Consider the following 15289-nt stretch of genomic DNA (forward strand, 5'->3'; position numbering starts at 1 on the left):
TCCAGGTGGGTTCGTTAGCCTCGAACGATCCTCGACGACGGGAGTGCGATGCGCGAGCGGCTGCTGACGGCGGACGCCGTCCAGGCACTGTTGGTGTCGCACGCCGATGCGACGCAACTGCCGGCGATGCGCAAACGTCTCGACCCCGACGAAGCCGCCATCGGGATGCGCATGCGCGACCTCTTCGACACGGCCAAGGCGGCAACCGGGATGCCGTTGACCGAGGTCGAGCGGCTGATGGACCACGCGGAGTACGAGTCGCGGATGGCGGCGTTCTGCGTGCTCGACTTCAAGGCCCGCGCGGCGATCGGCGATCCCGAGCTCCACGACCTGTACCTCCGTCGCCACGACGCGATCAGTACCTGGGACATGGTCGACCGCGCGGCCCCGCGGGTCGTCGGCGGCCACGTCGCAGGCGGTCCCTACGACGTGCTGTACGAGCTGGCCGTCGCCGAGCATCCGTTGCGTCGTCGGACGGCGGCCACGGCGCCCCTGTACTTCGCGATGTCGGGGACCGACGCCGACCGCGCCGTTGGCTTCGAGGTCTGCGCGGTCCTGCACGCCGACCCGGAGCCGGTCGTGACCAATGCGGTCGGCATCTATCTCAAGCACGCGGGCAGTCGTGACCGCGGCGCGCTCGAGGCGTTCCTCGCGGCGCATGCGGCGGCGATGCCCCGTCCGGCGCTCAGGCTCGCGGTCGAGAAGCTCCCGCCCGATCTCCGGCGCAGCTGGCTCGGCTGACGCCGGAGACGGTCGGGGTCAGACGTCCGCTCGGGCGTCGAGCGCGGAGTCGAGAGGGAAGAGCACGCCGTTCGGGTCGTGACGCCGCCGGATCTCGTCGAGACGGGCGCGCTGCTCGGCGGGCCACAGTCCCGCCCGCTCGGCCGCAGGCAACCCGCAGAAGCTCAGTAGCGCCCCGGCGGTCCAGGGGCGACCGCATCCGTCACCGCGCGCAGATCCTTGTCGACCTGGTCGCCCAGGGGGCCGGCGCAGACTCCGATGGCCGTCACGGCGAACGCGGCATCGCGGCCGGTGACGGCGTTGTCGGTGCCGTGCGGCCGGCGAAGTGCACCGCCGAGCAGGCGGATCTCCACGATTGCCAGCGGGCTCGGGACGTCGGGTCCGGCGACGGCGAGGATCGCGTCGACGGCCTCGGCCGGGAGGGCGGTCAGTGCCGCTCCGCGGTCGGAGGCGGGTAGCGGCCCGGGCGGATCCATATGGACGGCGTCGAGCGCCGCGACCGGCATGACGCCGACACCGTCGAGGAGGATGCGCCCAGAGGTGCGCATGGGAGCCAGCAGGGCGTCGGCGACATCGGGGTCGCCCGTGTGGGTGTAGCGCAGGTGCGCGACGACCTGACCCTGCAGCGGCGGAGGAAGATCTGGGTCCGGCGGCAGCCGTGTGATCGCGACCGATGTTCCCGCCTCCGCGGGCAACGCGGGTGCCCACCGCCGCCAGGCGTGCAGGACGTCGCGGGCGCTGTCGCCCGCGAAGAACATCCCGCCGCCGTAGATCTGGGAGAGCTCGACGAGGCCGAACTCGATTGCGGTGACGATGCCCAATCCGTCGCGGCCACCGCGCAACGCCCAGAACAGGTCCGGGTCGGAGTCGGTGTCCACGGTGCGGACGGCTCCGTCCGCGGTCACGACCTCCAGTGCGCGCACATGGTCTGCGGCGTAACCGAATTCGCGTCCGAGGGGGCTGAGACCGCCGCCGAGGGTGTATCCGACGACGCCGACACTCGACGAGGAACCGACCCGCCCCGTGAGTCCGTGCGGGGCGGTGGCCGCGACCACGTCGCGCCAGCGGGCTCCCGCCGACGCCCGGGCAGTCCTGGACTCCGGGTCGACGGCGACGTCGGTCATGCGGGACGTGGTCACGATCAGCTGGCCGGCGCCTTCGGGCGACGCACCGTGGCCGGTGGCACGTACTCCCACCCGCAGGCCGTGGAAGGCGGCGTACCGGACCGCGGCGGCGACATCGTCGGCGCAGGTGGCGCCGACGACGATCGACGCTGCGGGTGTGGACGCGAGATTGAAGCCGGTCAGTTCGGTGTCGAACCCGGCGTCGCCGGGGGTGAGGACGGCTCCCGCGACGGTCGCGCGGAGACGGTCGACGGACGGGGACGGTTGCTGCTGGGTGGTGATCGACATGTGGGGTTCCTCGAGGTGTCGGGTCGGGAGGCAGGGCGGGTGTCAGCGACCGGCCTGGGCGGTGATCTCGACGGCGAGGCCGGGGAGCGCGAGCGCGGTGACGCCGACGAGCGCGGCGGGCGGCGTCGCCTGCGCGGCGTCGAGGCGCTCCGTCAACGCCGAGTACGCGGCGAGCGTCGCGGGCACGTCGGTCGTGTAGATGGTGAGCATGTGCACGTCGGTGAGGGTCATGCCCGCGGTCTCGAGGATCTCCTCGATGTTGTGCATAGCGAGGGAGATCTGCGCGGACAGGTCGCCCTCGTGCAGGACCTGCCCCGACGCGTCGACCGAGGCCTGTCCTGCGACGGTCAGGATGCGGGTGGGTGCGGGGCGCAGCTGCGCGTGGTCGAACCGGAACGGGGCGTTCCACGTTGTGGGGTTGATTCGCTGGGTGGACGAGGTGGTGGTTGTCATGCCTTCGAGCGTCGTCGCGGCCCGTTCCGTTTCCCATCCCGTCTCGCCGGGGAATTCCGCGTCCACGGACCTGGGGCGCTACCGGACCCAGAAAACTGGGGGATCGGCGTCGCGCTGCCGGGACCACCGGCCCGGATTAGCATGTCGCGGAAAAGGAGGTGTCCATGCCCGATACGCCGATGGGGACACGCCGGTGACCGAGGTGCGGGGAGCCGATGGCGAGTCGATTCTCTTCGACGGAACGACCGTGGCGAAGTACCGGCATCACGGGAAGGACGAGGCCGCCCGCAATCCCGTCTCGACGTTCCGTGAATTGCAGATCACGGAGAAGAAGTCACTGTTCGGAAAGCCGCGCACTCCGCGACAGTTCACCGCGCTGCTCGTCATGTCGTCGATCATGAGTCTCACCGTCGACGAGGCGGGGAAGGCGGACCTCGAAGCGATGGTGGCGGGGTTCAGGAGCTGACGGAAATCCGCTGACCTGTGTCTTGCTGGTGCCCTCGGTGAGACTCGAACTCACACTGCACGGGTTTTGAATCCGTTTCCTCTGCCAATTGGGATACGAGGGCTGGTGCGGATACCGACTGTAGATGATCCTGGGCGAGCGTCAAACACCGGTACCGTACAAGCGGTCGCCGAAGGGTGACACGATGGCGGGCGAATGCTGTCGACGCGTGTCGTGTTCCCGCTCTGCGCGGGGAGAGGAGTGGCCGAGGATGAACGACCCGGTAGGGCAGGAAGGCCGCCTCGCACCGCGACGCGTCGTGGTGGCGGAAGACGAGACCCTCATTCGGATGGATCTCGTGGAGATGCTCCGCGAGGAGGGGTACGACGTCGTCGGCGAGGCCGAGGACGGGCAGCGGGCAGTCGAACTCGCCGAGGAACACCAGCCGGACCTGGTCATCATGGACGTGAAGATGCCGCGGCGCGACGGCATCGACGCGGCGTCGGAGATCGCGGCGAAACGCATTGCGCCGGTAGTGATCCTGACGGCGTTCAGTCAGCGTGAACTCGTCGAACGGGCGCGCGACGCGGGAGCGATGGCCTATCTGGTCAAACCCTTCTCCAAGGCCGACCTCGTTCCCGCGGTCGAGCTGGCGGCCAGCAGGTTCGCCGAGATCGCAGCCCTGGAACAGGAGGTCGCGGGCCTCACCGACCAGATCGAGACGCGCAAGCTCGTCGAGCGTGCCAAGAGCGTGCTCATGACATCCCAGTCGTTGAGCGAACCCGAGGCGTTCAAGTGGATCCAGCGCGCCGCGATGGACCGGCGCACCACCATGAAGGTCGTTGCCGAAGTGATCCTGGAAACCCTCGGCACCCCGTGAACACTGCGCTACCGCCGTGTTTCCGAACGCGCGGTCAGTTCACCCCTCGGCGGTGAGGTGCGCTCCTGTTCGACCTGATCCGAGCACGTTCCAACGGTGCTGTGAGCCGGCGTGACATCTTCGCTGCCCCTGTAACGCTCGAAACACGAATCGCGCCACGTCGATTCATAGTGGTGCACAGCGATACTCGCGACGCTATGTTCACTCCGAAGCCGGCTCGGTCGGCACATGCGACCGTCCGGGTAGTGCAGACATCGGAGGTGGACCGTGCATCGTCGTGCAGTGCAAGGCGCGTTGGTTCTGGGGGTCGCAGTGACCCTTGCCGTGGCGGGGTGTAGTAGCAAGTCGACCGACGAGGGATCGAGCAGTGGTGGCACCAGCGCATCGGCCGGTGGGCTGAGCATCACGCCGCAGGTTCTGCTCGACACCGCGGGCGCGGAGGTCGCCGCCACGGACGTCACTGACGCCGCCGATCCCGCCGGAAGTGGCACTGCCACCTGCGAGGGCGTGTCCATCGCCATGGCCGGTGCCCTCACGGGCGCGAACGCCGCGCTCGGCCAGAACATCCTCAACGGCGCGAAGCTCGCCGTCGACAAGCACAACGAGAACAACCCGAACTGCCAGGTCGAGATCGTTCAGTTCGACACCGAGGGCGACCCCCAGAAGGCCACCCAGGTGGCCCCGAACATCGTCAGCGACCAGTCGGTGATCGCACTGCTCGGACCGGCGTTCTCCGGTGAGACCAAGGCGACGGGCGCGATCTTCAACCAGGCCGGACTGCCGTTCCTCACCGCGTCTGCCACCAACCCGACCCTCACGGAGAACGGCTGGACCACTTTCTTCCGCGGCCTCGGTAACGACAACAGTCAGGGCGCCGTCGTCGCGAAGTACCTGACCGGCACCCTCGACGCCAAGAAGGTCTGCGTCGTCCAGGACGACTCCGACTACGGCGTCGGCCTCGCGAAGGTGGTAACCGAGAACCTCGGCCCGGCAGCGGACGCCGCCTGCTCGGCAAGTGTGAAGACCGGGCAGAAGGACTTCGCGGCCACCGTTTCCCAGATCAAGGCCGAGGAACCGGACGCGATCTGGTACTCCGGCTACTACGCGGAGGCCGCGCCGTTCGTGACCCAACTGCGTGAAGGGGGCGTCACCGCGCTCTTCGCGTCGGGCGACGGCACCAACGATCCCGAGTTCGTGAAGCAGGCGGGCGAATCGGCCAAGGACGCGATCCTCACCTGCCCGTGCATCCCCGCTCCCGATGCACTCGCCGAGGCCTACGAGGCGTCCAGCGGACAGGCGCCCGGCGTCTACTCCGTGGAGGGATACGACCTCGCCACGATCATGCTCACCGCGATCGACTCCGGTGTGAAGGACCGTGCGGGCATGCTCGAGTTCGTCCGTAACTACGACGGCCAGGGCGTGGGTAAGAGGTACCAGTGGAACCCGCAGGGCGAACTGTCGAACGCCCTCGTCCAGATCTACGAGGTCAACTGACCGTCCGCGGCCGGGCATCGGTGAACGGTGCCCGGCCGCGTGACGCGGCATCACCGACCTCCACACCAATGATCGAGAGACCGCGATGATCGCGACCGTCCTCGTCGACTCCACGGCCCTGTACGCAGGCGGCGTCGACATCCTCGCCGACAACATCGACTTCAACATCGAAGGGTTGACGAAAAGCTTCTGGCAGTTGACCGTTGACGGTCTCAGTTACGGTGCGATCTACGCGCTCGTCGCGATCGGATACACCCTGGTCTACGGAGTGCTGCGACTGATCAACTTCGCGCATTCCGAGATCTTCATGCTCGGACTGTTCGGCCAGTACGTTGCACTGATGCTGCTCGGTTTCGCGCCGAGCGGCAACGTGTACAACGAAGGTGTCGCGATGACCGTCGTCTACCTCGGACTGGCCATGCTCTTCGGCATGGCCGTGTCGGGTGGCGCCGCCGTCGGACTCGAGCGTGTCGCGTACCGACCGCTCCGAAAACGCGGCGCAAAACCGCTCGTCTTCCTCATCACCGCGATCGGAATGTCCTTCGTCCTCCAGGAATTCGTGCACTACGTGCTGCCGAGAATCTGGCCGGGGCTCGGCGGCACCAACGCCCAACAGCCGATCAAACTGGTGCAGCCGGTCGAAGTGTTCACCGTCTTCGGCGCCACCGTCACCAACGTGACGATCGTGATCATCGTCGCGGCACTGCTGCTCACCGCAGCCACCGACATGCTGATCAACCGCACCAAGTTCGGGCGCGGAATCCGAGCCGTCGCCCAGGACCCGGACACGGCGACCCTGATGGGCGTCTCGCGGGAACGCGTCATCATGCTGACCTTCCTCATCGGCGGACTGCTCGCCGGCGCCGCCGCGCTGCTGTACGCGCTGAAGATCCCGTCCGGGATCATCTACAACGGCGGATTCATCCTCGGTATCAAGGCATTCTGCGCAGCCGTCCTCGGTGGAATCGGCAACTTGCGCGGTGCACTCATCGGCGGACTGCTCCTCGGCGTGATGGAGAACTACGGTCAGGTGGTCTTCGGCACCGAGTGGCGTGACGTCGTCGCGTTCGTGCTGCTCATCGCGGTGCTGATGTTCCGGCCCACCGGAATACTCGGCGAAAGTCTCGGGAAGGTGCGGGTATGAGCGCCCGGCACGCCGACGCCCACGAGGTGCGGGGTCGCGGCGTCGGGGACGCGATCCGCAGCTGGTGGAACGCGCTGACGCGGCCGATGCAGTGGCTGATGGGGGTGCCGCTGATCGCGCTGATCGCGATCCTGCCCGTGTGGCGGCCACCCCTGCTGGACACCCCCGGCACCGACTTCGGCGGCGTGATGGCACAGTTCGCGATGGTTGCGCTCATCGCGATCGGCCTGAACGTCGTCGTCGGGCAGGCCGGTCTGCTCGACCTCGGATATGTCGGCTTCTACGCGGTCGGCGCCTATACGGTCGGGTTGCTGACCAGCCCAAACAGCCCGTGGAACAAGATGGGCGCCAACGTGTTCTTCTCCACGGACTGGGCGTGGCTGTCGTGCCTGCCCATCGCGGTGGCGATCACCGCGTTCACCGGCCTGCTGCTCGGGACACCGACGCTGCGACTCCGCGGCGACTACCTCGCCATCGTCACCCTCGGCTTCGGTGAGATCGTCCGACTGCTCGCCGACAACCTCACCGACGTCACCAACGGCGGCCAGGGACTGTCCCAGATCGCGTATCCGCACCTCGGCGAGTCCGAGGAGAAGCCCTACGGCGTGTTCTCCGCGGGCAACACCGGCGGCAACGTCAACTCCGGAGTGTGGTGGTTCTGGGTCGGCATGGCAATGGTCATCGTCGTGCTGCTGATCGTGGGCAACCTCGAACGCAGCCGCGTCGGTCGTGCCTGGGTCGCGATCCGGGAGGACGAGGACGCCGCCGAGATCATGGGCGTGCCGACGTTCAAGTTCAAGCTCTGGGCGTTCACGATCGGGGCCGCGATCGGCGGCCTGTCGGGCGCGCTCTATGCGGGCCAGGTGCAGTTCATCAACCCGACCGGGTTCAACGTCATCAACTCGATGCTGTTCCTGTGCGCCGTGGTCATCGGCGGACAGGGCAACAAGCTCGGCGTCATCGTCGGCGCCTTCATCATCGTGTACCTGCCCAACCGGGTGATGTCGGTCCAGGTCGGCGACCAGTCGCTCGGTGACTACAAGTACCTGTTCTTCGGCCTCGCGCTGGTGGTACTCATGATCTTCCGGCCGCAGGGATTGTTCCCGGCCAGACAGAAGCTCCTGGCGTACGGTCGACAGGTGTACCAGGCGGTGCGCACACCGGTCGACACCCCGGACCCGCCCAGCACGGGTGATCCCGAGTCGACTCCGGAACCCGTGGGCGGAGGTGGACGATGACCTCGGGACCTGGCGCGGGCGACGCGCTGTTCGACAACGAGGACCTTGCCGTCGAACTCCCACCGGAGACGGACGAGCCGACGGCCGGTGTCGTCGACGTCACCGCGCTCGATCCGGCGCTCGCCGATCCGGACGCGGTCGCGGATGCCGTTGCGCCGCAACGTGAAATCCGGGTCGACGAGGGTGAGGCGCTCCTACGCACCGACGGACTCACCGTGAAGTTCGGCGGACTGGTCGCGCTCGACGACGTGAGTTTCGAGATCCGGCGCGGCGAGATCCTCGGCCTGATCGGACCGAACGGTGCGGGCAAGACCACCTGCTTCAACGCGATCACCGGTGTCTACAGGCCGTCCAGCGGCACCGTGACCTTCGACAGTCGTCCGCTCGGGAAGACCAAGCGCAACGAGATCACCCGCCTCGGCATCGCCCGGACCTTCCAGAACATCCGACTGTTCGGGGAGATGACGGCGCTGGAGAACGTCGTCGTCGGTACCGACGCCCGGCACCGGACATCGGTACCCGGCGCGATCTTCCGCACCGCCCGGCATCGGCGTGAGGAGCACGACGCCGTCGAACGCGGAATGGCGCTGCTCGAGTTCGTCGGTATCGCACCGAAGGCGGTCGAGAAGGCTCGGAACCTCTCGTACGGTGACCAGCGCCGGCTGGAGATCGCCCGCGCCCTGGCCACCGAACCGAAACTGCTCTGCCTCGACGAACCGGCCGCCGGGTTCAATCCCAGCGAGAAGGCCGCGCTGATGGACCTGATCCGCAAGATCCGCGACGACGGCTTCACGGTCCTGCTGATCGAGCACGACATGCGCCTGGTGATGGGGGTGACCGACCGGATCGTGGTCCTCGAGTTCGGTCGCAAGATCGCCGACGACGTTCCCGCCGCGATCCGGGAGAACCCGGCCGTGATCGCCGCCTACCTGGGGGTGCCCGACGATGAATCAGCCTGACACGCCGCTGCTCGAGGTGAGCGACATGATCGTGGGATACGGCCGGATTCGTGCGCTGCACGGCATCTCGCTGCAGGTCCGCCGCGGTGAACTGGTCACCCTGCTCGGCGCGAACGGGGCGGGAAAGTCCACGACGATGCGTGCGCTGTCCGGACTGCTGCCGCTCGGCGGGGGACGGATCGTCTTCGACGGCAACGACATCAGTCACGTCAAGGCTCACGATCGGGTGAATCTCGGGATGGTGCAGGTGCCGGAGGGGCGCGGCGTGTTCCCCGGCATGACCGTGCAGGAGAACCTCGACATGGGTTGCTATGCAAGGACGTTCGCGTCGAAGGGGGAGTACGCGGAGCGGCTCGACTGGGTGTTCGAGTTGTTCCCCCGCCTCGCCGAACGTCGCAGCCAGGTCGGCGGCACCATGTCCGGTGGCGAACAGCAGATGCTCGCGATCGGGCGGGCGCTGATGGCCCGGCCACGGCTGCTCATGATGGACGAGCCCTCGATGGGGCTGGCGCCGATGGTGATCGCACAGATCTTCCGGATCATCGCCGAGATCAACGCCCAGGGCACCACCATCCTGCTCGTCGAACAGAACGCGCAGCAGGCGCTGCGCCGCACCGACCGCGCCTACATTCTCGAAACCGGTGAGATCACACGCACCGGCACGGGGGCGGAACTGCTCGCGGATCCCGCGATCAAGCACGCGTATCTGGGCGTCGGGTGAGTGGCGATGTTGCGAACCTGTCGGGGCACTTCCCTAGACTCACTGCGGTGAGCCCGACGACGTCCCCCTCATCCGACACCACACCCGCAGGCACCGGCGACAAGCCGACGTTGCTGCTCCTCGACGGGCACTCGCTGGCATACCGCGCGTTCTTCGCGCTGCCCGCCGAGAACTTCAAGACCCACAGCGGGCAGACCACGAATGCCGTGTACGGGTTCACGTCGATGCTCATCAACCTGCTGCGCGACGAGCAGCCGACGCACGTCGCCGCCGCGTTCGACGTGTCCAGGCAGACGTTCCGCGCCGAGGCGTTCCCCGAGTACAAGGCGAACCGCAGCGCGACACCGGACGAGTTCAAGGGTCAGGTCGAGATCACCAAGGAGGTGCTCGGCGCGATGGGCATCCCGGTGATGGCCGAGGCCGGGTTCGAGGCCGACGACATCATCGCCACGCTCACCACCCAGGCCACGGCCGAGGGATTCCGGGTGCTGGTGTGCACCGGTGACCGGGACGCGCTGCAGCTCGTCACCGACGACGTGACGGTGCTGTACCCCCGCAAGGGCGTATCCGACCTGACCCGGTTCACCCCGGCCGCCGTCGAGGAGAAGTACGGCCTCACCCCGCGGCAGTACCCCGACTACGCGGCGCTGCGCGGTGATCCGTCCGACAACCTGCCCGGTATCCCGGGCGTGGGGGAGAAGACGGCCGCGAAGTGGATCCGCGAGTTCGGCTCGTTCACCGAGCTGGTGGACCGAGTCGACGAGGTGCGCGGCAAGGTCGGCGACTCGCTGCGCGCCAATCTGGCGGCGGTGGTGATGAACCGTCAGCTCACCGAGATGGTGCGGGACGTGCCGCTGCCGTACACCCCGGACCAGCTCGCGCTCGCGCCGTGGGACCGCGACCGGATCCATTCGCTGTTCGACGACCTCGAGTTCCGGGTCTTGCGGGACCGGCTCTTCGACACGCTGTCGTCGGCCGAACCCGAAGCCGAGGAGGGCTTCGAGGTGCGCGGTGGCCCCCTTGCGCCCGGCGAGGTCGGCGCCTGGCTCGCCGCGCACGTCCGCGACGGCGCCCGTGCGGCGCTGGCCGTCGTCGGCCCCGGCAGCCCGTTCGGCGGCGATGCGACGTCCGTCGCGATCGCCGCCGCGGACGGCGAGGGCGCGTACATCGTGACCGCGACGGTCACCGAGGACGACGAGAACGAGCTCGCCGCCTGGCTGGCCGACGCCGCCGCGCCCAAGGCGCTGCACGAAGCCAAGTCGGCCATCCACGCGCTGCGCGGCCGGGGCTGGACGCTGCGCGGTCTCACCAGCGACACCGCGCTGGCGGCCTACCTGGTGCGGCCCGGCCAGCGCACGTTCAACCTCGACGACCTGTCCTTGCGGTACCTCAAGCGAGAGTTGCGTGTCGAGGACTCCGGTGACGCGCAGCTCTCGCTCCTCGACGCCGAGGACGAACTCGAGTCGAAGGCCGCGGAATCCGAGATCCTGCGTGCTCGCGCCGTCCTCGACCTCGCCGACGCCTTCGACACCGAACTGGCGGCCATCGAGTCGGCCCGACTGCTGACCGACCTGGAGTTGCCGCTGCTCGAGGTGCTCGCCGAGGTCGAAGCCGCAGGCATCGCCGTCGACACCGACCACCTGGACGAGCTCCAGTCGACGTTCGCGGCCCGCGTGGCGGACGCCGCGAACGCCGCCTACGAGGTGATCGGTGAACAGATCAACCTCGGCTCACCGAAACAGTTGCAGGTGGTCCTGTTCGACAAACTCGACATGCCGAAGACCAAGAAGACGAAGACGGGGTACACCACCGACGCCGCGGCTCTGGAGTCGCTGTTCGAGAAGACGCAGCATCCGTTCCTCGAGCACCTGCTCGCGCACCGCGACGCCACCCGACTCAAGATCACCGTCGACGGTCTGCTCAAGTCGGTTGCCGATGACGGCCGTATCCACACCACCTTCAACCAGACCGTCGCCGCGACGGGCAGGCTCTCGTCGACCGAGCCGAACCTGCAGAACATCCCGGTCCGCACCGATGCCGGCCGCCAGATCCGCGACGCATTCGTCGTGGGCGCCGGTTCCGAGTCGCTGATGACCGCCGACTACAGCCAGATCGAGATGCGGATCATGGCGCACCTGTCGAAGGACGAGGGGCTGATCGAGGCGTTCAACACCGGCGAGGACCTGCACAGCTTCGTCGGGTCGCGGGCGTTCGGTGTGCCGATCGAGGAGGTCACCCCCGAACTGCGTCGCCGCGTGAAGGCGATGTCGTACGGCCTGGCCTACGGGCTCAGCGCCTACGGGCTCGCGGCTCAGCTCAAGATCTCCACCGAGGAGGCGAAGGAGCAGATGGACGCCTACTTCGCCCGGTTCGGCGGCGTGCGCGACTACCTGCACGAGGTGGTGGAGAAGGCCCGCAAGGACGGCTACACGTCCACCCTGTACGGGCGGCGCCGCTACCTTCCGGACCTGAACTCCGACAACAGGCAGCGCCGGGAGGTCGCCGAACGCGCGGCACTGAACGCACCCATCCAGGGCACCGCCGCCGACATCATCAAGGTCGCGATGATCGACGTCCAGGCGGCGTTGACCGACTCCGGTCTGCGGTCCCGGATGCTGCTCCAGGTGCACGACGAACTGGTACTCGAGATCGCCTCCGACGAGCGGGACGCCGTCGAGGCCCTCGTGCGGGAGAAGATGGCGGGCGCCATCGAACTGTCCGTGCCGCTCGACGTCTCCGTCGGAGTCGGTCGCAGCTGGGATGCGGCGGCTCACTGATGGGTGTCCTGGTCTGCTTCCACGCTCACCCCGACGACGAGGTGTTCATCACCGGCGGGGTGATCCGTCAGGCGTCCGACGCCGGGCACCGCGTCGTGCTCGTCACCGCGACCGACGGCGCCCTCGGTGAGGTTCCGGACGGGCTGCTCGCGCCCGGTGAGAGCCTGGCCCGCCGCCGCCTCGCGGAACTCGAGGCGTCGGCCGCGGCGCTCGGCGTGCATCGGGTGGTGCCGCTGCACTACCGGGACTCCGGAATGGCGGGCACGGACGACAACACCCACCCGGATGCGTTCTGCAACGTCGATGTCGAGGTCGCGGCGGGGCGCCTGGCGGAGGTGCTCACAGCCGAGAACGCGGACGTCGTCACGATCTATGACGAGAACGGCGGCTACGGGCACCCCGACCACATCCAGGTGCACCGGGTCGGCGTTCGGGCGACCGAACTCGCGGGCGTGGAGCGGGTGTACGAGGCGGCCGTCAACCGGGACCACATGAAGCGGATGATCGCGGCGAACCCGGCCTGGTCGGACGGTGCGCAGCCGCCGGATGTCGACGCCCTCGGCCTGCCCGAGGACCAGATCACGACGGTCGTGGACGTCACCGGTCACGTCGAGGCGAAGCGGGCGGCGATGGTCGCGCACGCCACCCAGGTCGGTGACTTCGGTCCCTTCCTCGAGCTGCCGGGGAAGCTGCTGGCCGCCGCGTTCGGAACCGAGTGGTTCCGTCGGCGCGGGGTGCCCGACGGAACCAGCGAATCGGCGTTGGCGCTGTAGCGCCGGGCCGGCACAGCCGACCCGGCGACATCGCTACGCCTCCTGCTGGGCCTCGATCTGCTTGCGGACCTCGTCCATGTCGAGGGCCTTGACCTGCGTCACCAGGTCCTCGAGTGCGGCCGCGGGCAGGGCGCCCGGCTGGGAGAACACGAGGATGCCCTCGCGGAACGCCATGATCGTCGGGATCGACCGGATGTTCGCGGCCGCGGCGAGGCCCTGCTCGGCCTCGGTGTCGACCTTGCCGTGCACCACGTCGGGATGCGACTCGGAAGACGATTCGAAGGTCGGGGCGAACTGGCGGCACGGGCCGCACCACGAGGCCCAGAAATCGACCAGAACGACGTCGTTGCCGGTCACGATCTCGTCGAAGTTCTGCTGGGTCAGGGTCTGGGTGGCCATTCGAATCCTCTCGCCGCCGGCGGGTACCGGGCTCGGTGCAGCCTCGTGGCTGCTGTTGCGTCGTTCAACACGCCGTCGCCGCCGATTCTTCCCGACCGTCCTCGTGTGGTCACACCGGGCGCCGCGCCGCCGCGGTCAGGAGATGAGCCACTCACGCCTCGCGTCGCCGTCCCAGCGGCGCACACCCGCGGCCTTCCCCGTCGTGTGCGCGGGGCTGACCAGGTTCACGGCGGGGCCGATCTCGTCGGAGAACACGCGCCGCGCGAGCGTGATGTGCGGGGTCCAGTCGCCCGGATGGATGTGGGAGGGAACTCCCGGGCATCCGTGTAGCACCCGAAAAATGCTGCGCTGCAAAGCCAGCAGTCCGGCAGTTGGAATCACCAGGTACGCCAGGGTCTTTCGGTGCCCCCCGAACACGACCAGGCCGCCGAGTGAGATTCGCAGGTCCGGCGGCGACAACTGCTGTTGCAGTAGCAGTTCGGTTTCCGGGTCGATGTGCTGCGCGACCGCCAGGGTCACGTGCGGGCGATTCGTCGACTTGCGGACGATGTCCTGACTGGGCAGTGCGGCGTCGGACAGGCGCCGCCACTCCCGTCGGACGGCAGTGTCGAGGGCGGAGTCGAGCAGCAGTTCAACGGACTGCACCATGCTGAGCAATGATTGTCGGGTGACCCCACCGAGCGCAACGACCCCCGATTCCGGGCGAGCCCCCACGCCGCTGCGACTGGGCCTGCTGGTCGGAGACGGGATCGGCCACGAAATCGTCCCCGCCACGCGGCGAGTCGTCGACACCGCCGTGGCCGCGGTCGGACACGAGCCGATCGACTGGGTCCTGCTGCCGATCGGATTCGACGCGATCGACAGTCACGGCACGCCGATCCCGGACGAGACCCTGACGGCGCTGGAGGGGCTGGCCGGCTGGGTGCTCGGTCCCCACGACAGCGCGGCGTACCCCGAACCCTTCCGTGGGGACCTCACTCCCGGTGGTGTGATCCGGAAGCGATTCGACCTGTTCGCCAACATCCGGCCTGCTCGCGCCCACGCCGGTGTCCGGTCCACGGTCCCCGACATGGACCTGGTGATCGTGCGGGAGAACACCGAGGGGTTCTATGCGGACCGGAACATGCACACCGGCAGCGGCGAGTTCATGCCGACGCCGGACGTCGCGATGGCGGTCGCGGTGTTCACTCGGCGGGCTTGTGAACGCATCGCCCACACGGCGTGTCGCCTCGCCACGCAGCGCCGGGGGCGCGTCACCGTCGTCCACAAGACCAACGTGCTGCCCCTGACGACCGGACTGTTCCTCGACGCCGTCACAGATGTCGCCGCCGGCTATCCGGGAATCCGGGTCGACGCCGAACACGTCGACGCGATGGCCGCGCACCTCGTGCGCCGCGGCGGCGACTTCGACGTCGTCGTCACCGAGAACATGTTCGGCGACATCCTGTCCGATCTGGCAGGCGAACTCTCCGGTTCGCTCGGTACGGCGCCGTCCCTCAACGCGTCGGAGACCCAGGCGATGGCGCAGGCCGCCCACGGCGCCGCACCGGACATCGCGGGCCGCAATCGAGCCAACCCGACGGCACTGATGCTGTCGGCGGCGATGCTGCTCGATTGGCTGTCCGACCGTCGCGGCGAGGTCGGGCTCACTCGCGCCGCCGACCGCATTCGACGCGCCGTGGCTGACACCTTGGCCGCCGGAGTCGCGACGGCCGATCTCGGCGGGCTGGCGTCGACCGCCGAATTCACGGAAACGGTGGGGGCGCGAATCCTGCGCCGGTGACTCGGCTGCCAGTACGCTGCGAAGGGTGCGACTCTTGCCGGTCGAAGTTGCGAGGTGGGTGCGTCGACCA

The 15289-nt window shown here is 68.3% G+C and carries 14 protein-coding genes, 1 tRNA gene and 1 pseudogene; 11 read left to right on the plus strand and 5 right to left on the minus strand.

Annotated features, from left to right (window positions below):
- Positions 1-48 precede the first annotated feature (48 nt).
- Positions 49-741, plus strand: coding sequence for a DNA alkylation repair protein (locus RHCRD62_RS13400; protein WP_253277303.1), 693 nt, complete (start codon positions 49-51; stop codon positions 739-741).
- Between the two features lie 18 nt (positions 742-759).
- Here the strand turns inward: RHCRD62_RS13400 and RHCRD62_RS13405 are convergent.
- Both RHCRD62_RS13405 and RHCRD62_RS13410 read right to left on the minus strand, forming a co-directional pair.
- Positions 760-2153: pseudogene (locus RHCRD62_RS13405) on the minus strand (FAD-binding oxidoreductase).
- A gap of 42 nt (positions 2154-2195) precedes the next feature.
- Positions 2196-2606: a RidA family protein gene (locus tag RHCRD62_RS13410; RefSeq protein ID WP_050065295.1), complete on the minus strand. Its 411-nt coding sequence runs from the start codon at positions 2604-2606 to the stop codon at positions 2196-2198.
- 193 nt (positions 2607-2799) lie between these two features.
- Here RHCRD62_RS13410 and RHCRD62_RS13415 point away from each other — a divergent pair, with 193 nt between their 5' ends.
- A complete protein-coding gene (locus RHCRD62_RS13415; RefSeq protein ID WP_050065148.1) occupies positions 2800-3072 on the plus strand; it encodes a hypothetical protein in 273 nt (90 codons plus the stop codon).
- 26 nt (positions 3073-3098) lie between these two features.
- On the opposite strand, the gene RHCRD62_RS13420 is transcribed toward RHCRD62_RS13415, so the two are convergent.
- Positions 3099-3175 (minus strand) — tRNA-Leu (locus RHCRD62_RS13420).
- Between the two features lie 147 nt (positions 3176-3322).
- Between RHCRD62_RS13420 and RHCRD62_RS13425 the strand changes: the two genes are divergently transcribed.
- From RHCRD62_RS13425 to RHCRD62_RS13460, 8 genes are all read left to right on the plus strand, one after another.
- Complete coding sequence (locus tag RHCRD62_RS13425) at positions 3323-3931, plus strand: ANTAR domain-containing response regulator (protein ID WP_050065149.1); 609 nt, start codon at positions 3323-3325, stop codon at positions 3929-3931.
- A gap of 312 nt (positions 3932-4243) precedes the next feature.
- A complete protein-coding gene (locus RHCRD62_RS13430) occupies positions 4244-5425 on the plus strand; it encodes a branched-chain amino acid ABC transporter substrate-binding protein (protein WP_253277304.1) in 1182 nt (393 codons plus the stop codon).
- A gap of 85 nt (positions 5426-5510) precedes the next feature.
- Entirely contained in the window at positions 5511-6569 is a 1059-nt protein-coding gene (locus RHCRD62_RS13435; RefSeq protein WP_050065151.1) for a branched-chain amino acid ABC transporter permease, read from the plus strand.
- Positions 6566-7807, plus strand: coding sequence for a branched-chain amino acid ABC transporter permease (locus tag RHCRD62_RS13440; protein WP_050065152.1), 1242 nt, complete (start codon positions 6566-6568; stop codon positions 7805-7807). The genes RHCRD62_RS13435 and RHCRD62_RS13440 overlap by 4 nt, the downstream gene beginning before the upstream one ends.
- Complete coding sequence (locus RHCRD62_RS13445) at positions 7804-8766, plus strand: ABC transporter ATP-binding protein (RefSeq protein ID WP_157050899.1); 963 nt, start codon at positions 7804-7806, stop codon at positions 8764-8766. Before RHCRD62_RS13440 ends, RHCRD62_RS13445 begins: the two co-directional genes overlap by 4 nt.
- A complete protein-coding gene (locus RHCRD62_RS13450; protein WP_050065153.1) occupies positions 8753-9487 on the plus strand; it encodes an ABC transporter ATP-binding protein in 735 nt (244 codons plus the stop codon). The genes RHCRD62_RS13445 and RHCRD62_RS13450 overlap by 14 nt, the downstream gene beginning before the upstream one ends.
- A gap of 47 nt (positions 9488-9534) precedes the next feature.
- The gene (gene polA, locus RHCRD62_RS13455; protein WP_050065154.1) at positions 9535-12264 is read left to right on the plus strand and encodes a DNA polymerase I; all 2730 of its coding nucleotides are present in this window, start codon (positions 9535-9537) and stop codon (positions 12262-12264) included.
- Positions 12264-13037, plus strand: coding sequence for a PIG-L family deacetylase (locus tag RHCRD62_RS13460; protein ID WP_050065155.1), 774 nt, complete (start codon positions 12264-12266; stop codon positions 13035-13037). Before polA ends, RHCRD62_RS13460 begins: the two co-directional genes overlap by 1 nt.
- 33 nt (positions 13038-13070) lie before the next feature.
- On the opposite strand, the gene trxA is transcribed toward RHCRD62_RS13460, so the two are convergent.
- Together trxA and RHCRD62_RS13470 are read right to left on the minus strand one after the other, a co-directional pair.
- A complete protein-coding gene (gene trxA, locus RHCRD62_RS13465) occupies positions 13071-13436 on the minus strand; it encodes a thioredoxin (RefSeq protein ID WP_050065156.1) in 366 nt (121 codons plus the stop codon).
- 135 nt (positions 13437-13571) lie between these two features.
- Positions 13572-14084, minus strand: a complete 513-nt coding sequence (locus RHCRD62_RS13470) for a 2'-5' RNA ligase family protein (protein WP_050065157.1) — start codon at positions 14082-14084, stop codon at positions 13572-13574.
- Positions 14085-14154: 70 nt separating this feature from the next.
- On the opposite strand from RHCRD62_RS13470, the gene RHCRD62_RS13475 reads away from it, so the two are divergent.
- Positions 14155-15219, plus strand: coding sequence for an isocitrate/isopropylmalate dehydrogenase family protein (locus RHCRD62_RS13475; RefSeq protein WP_050065297.1), 1065 nt, complete (start codon positions 14155-14157; stop codon positions 15217-15219).
- Positions 15220-15289 lie beyond the last annotated feature (70 nt).

The organism is Rhodococcus sp. RD6.2 (assembly GCF_001040705.1).
Taxonomy (GTDB): domain Bacteria; phylum Actinomycetota; class Actinomycetes; order Mycobacteriales; family Mycobacteriaceae; genus Rhodococcus_G.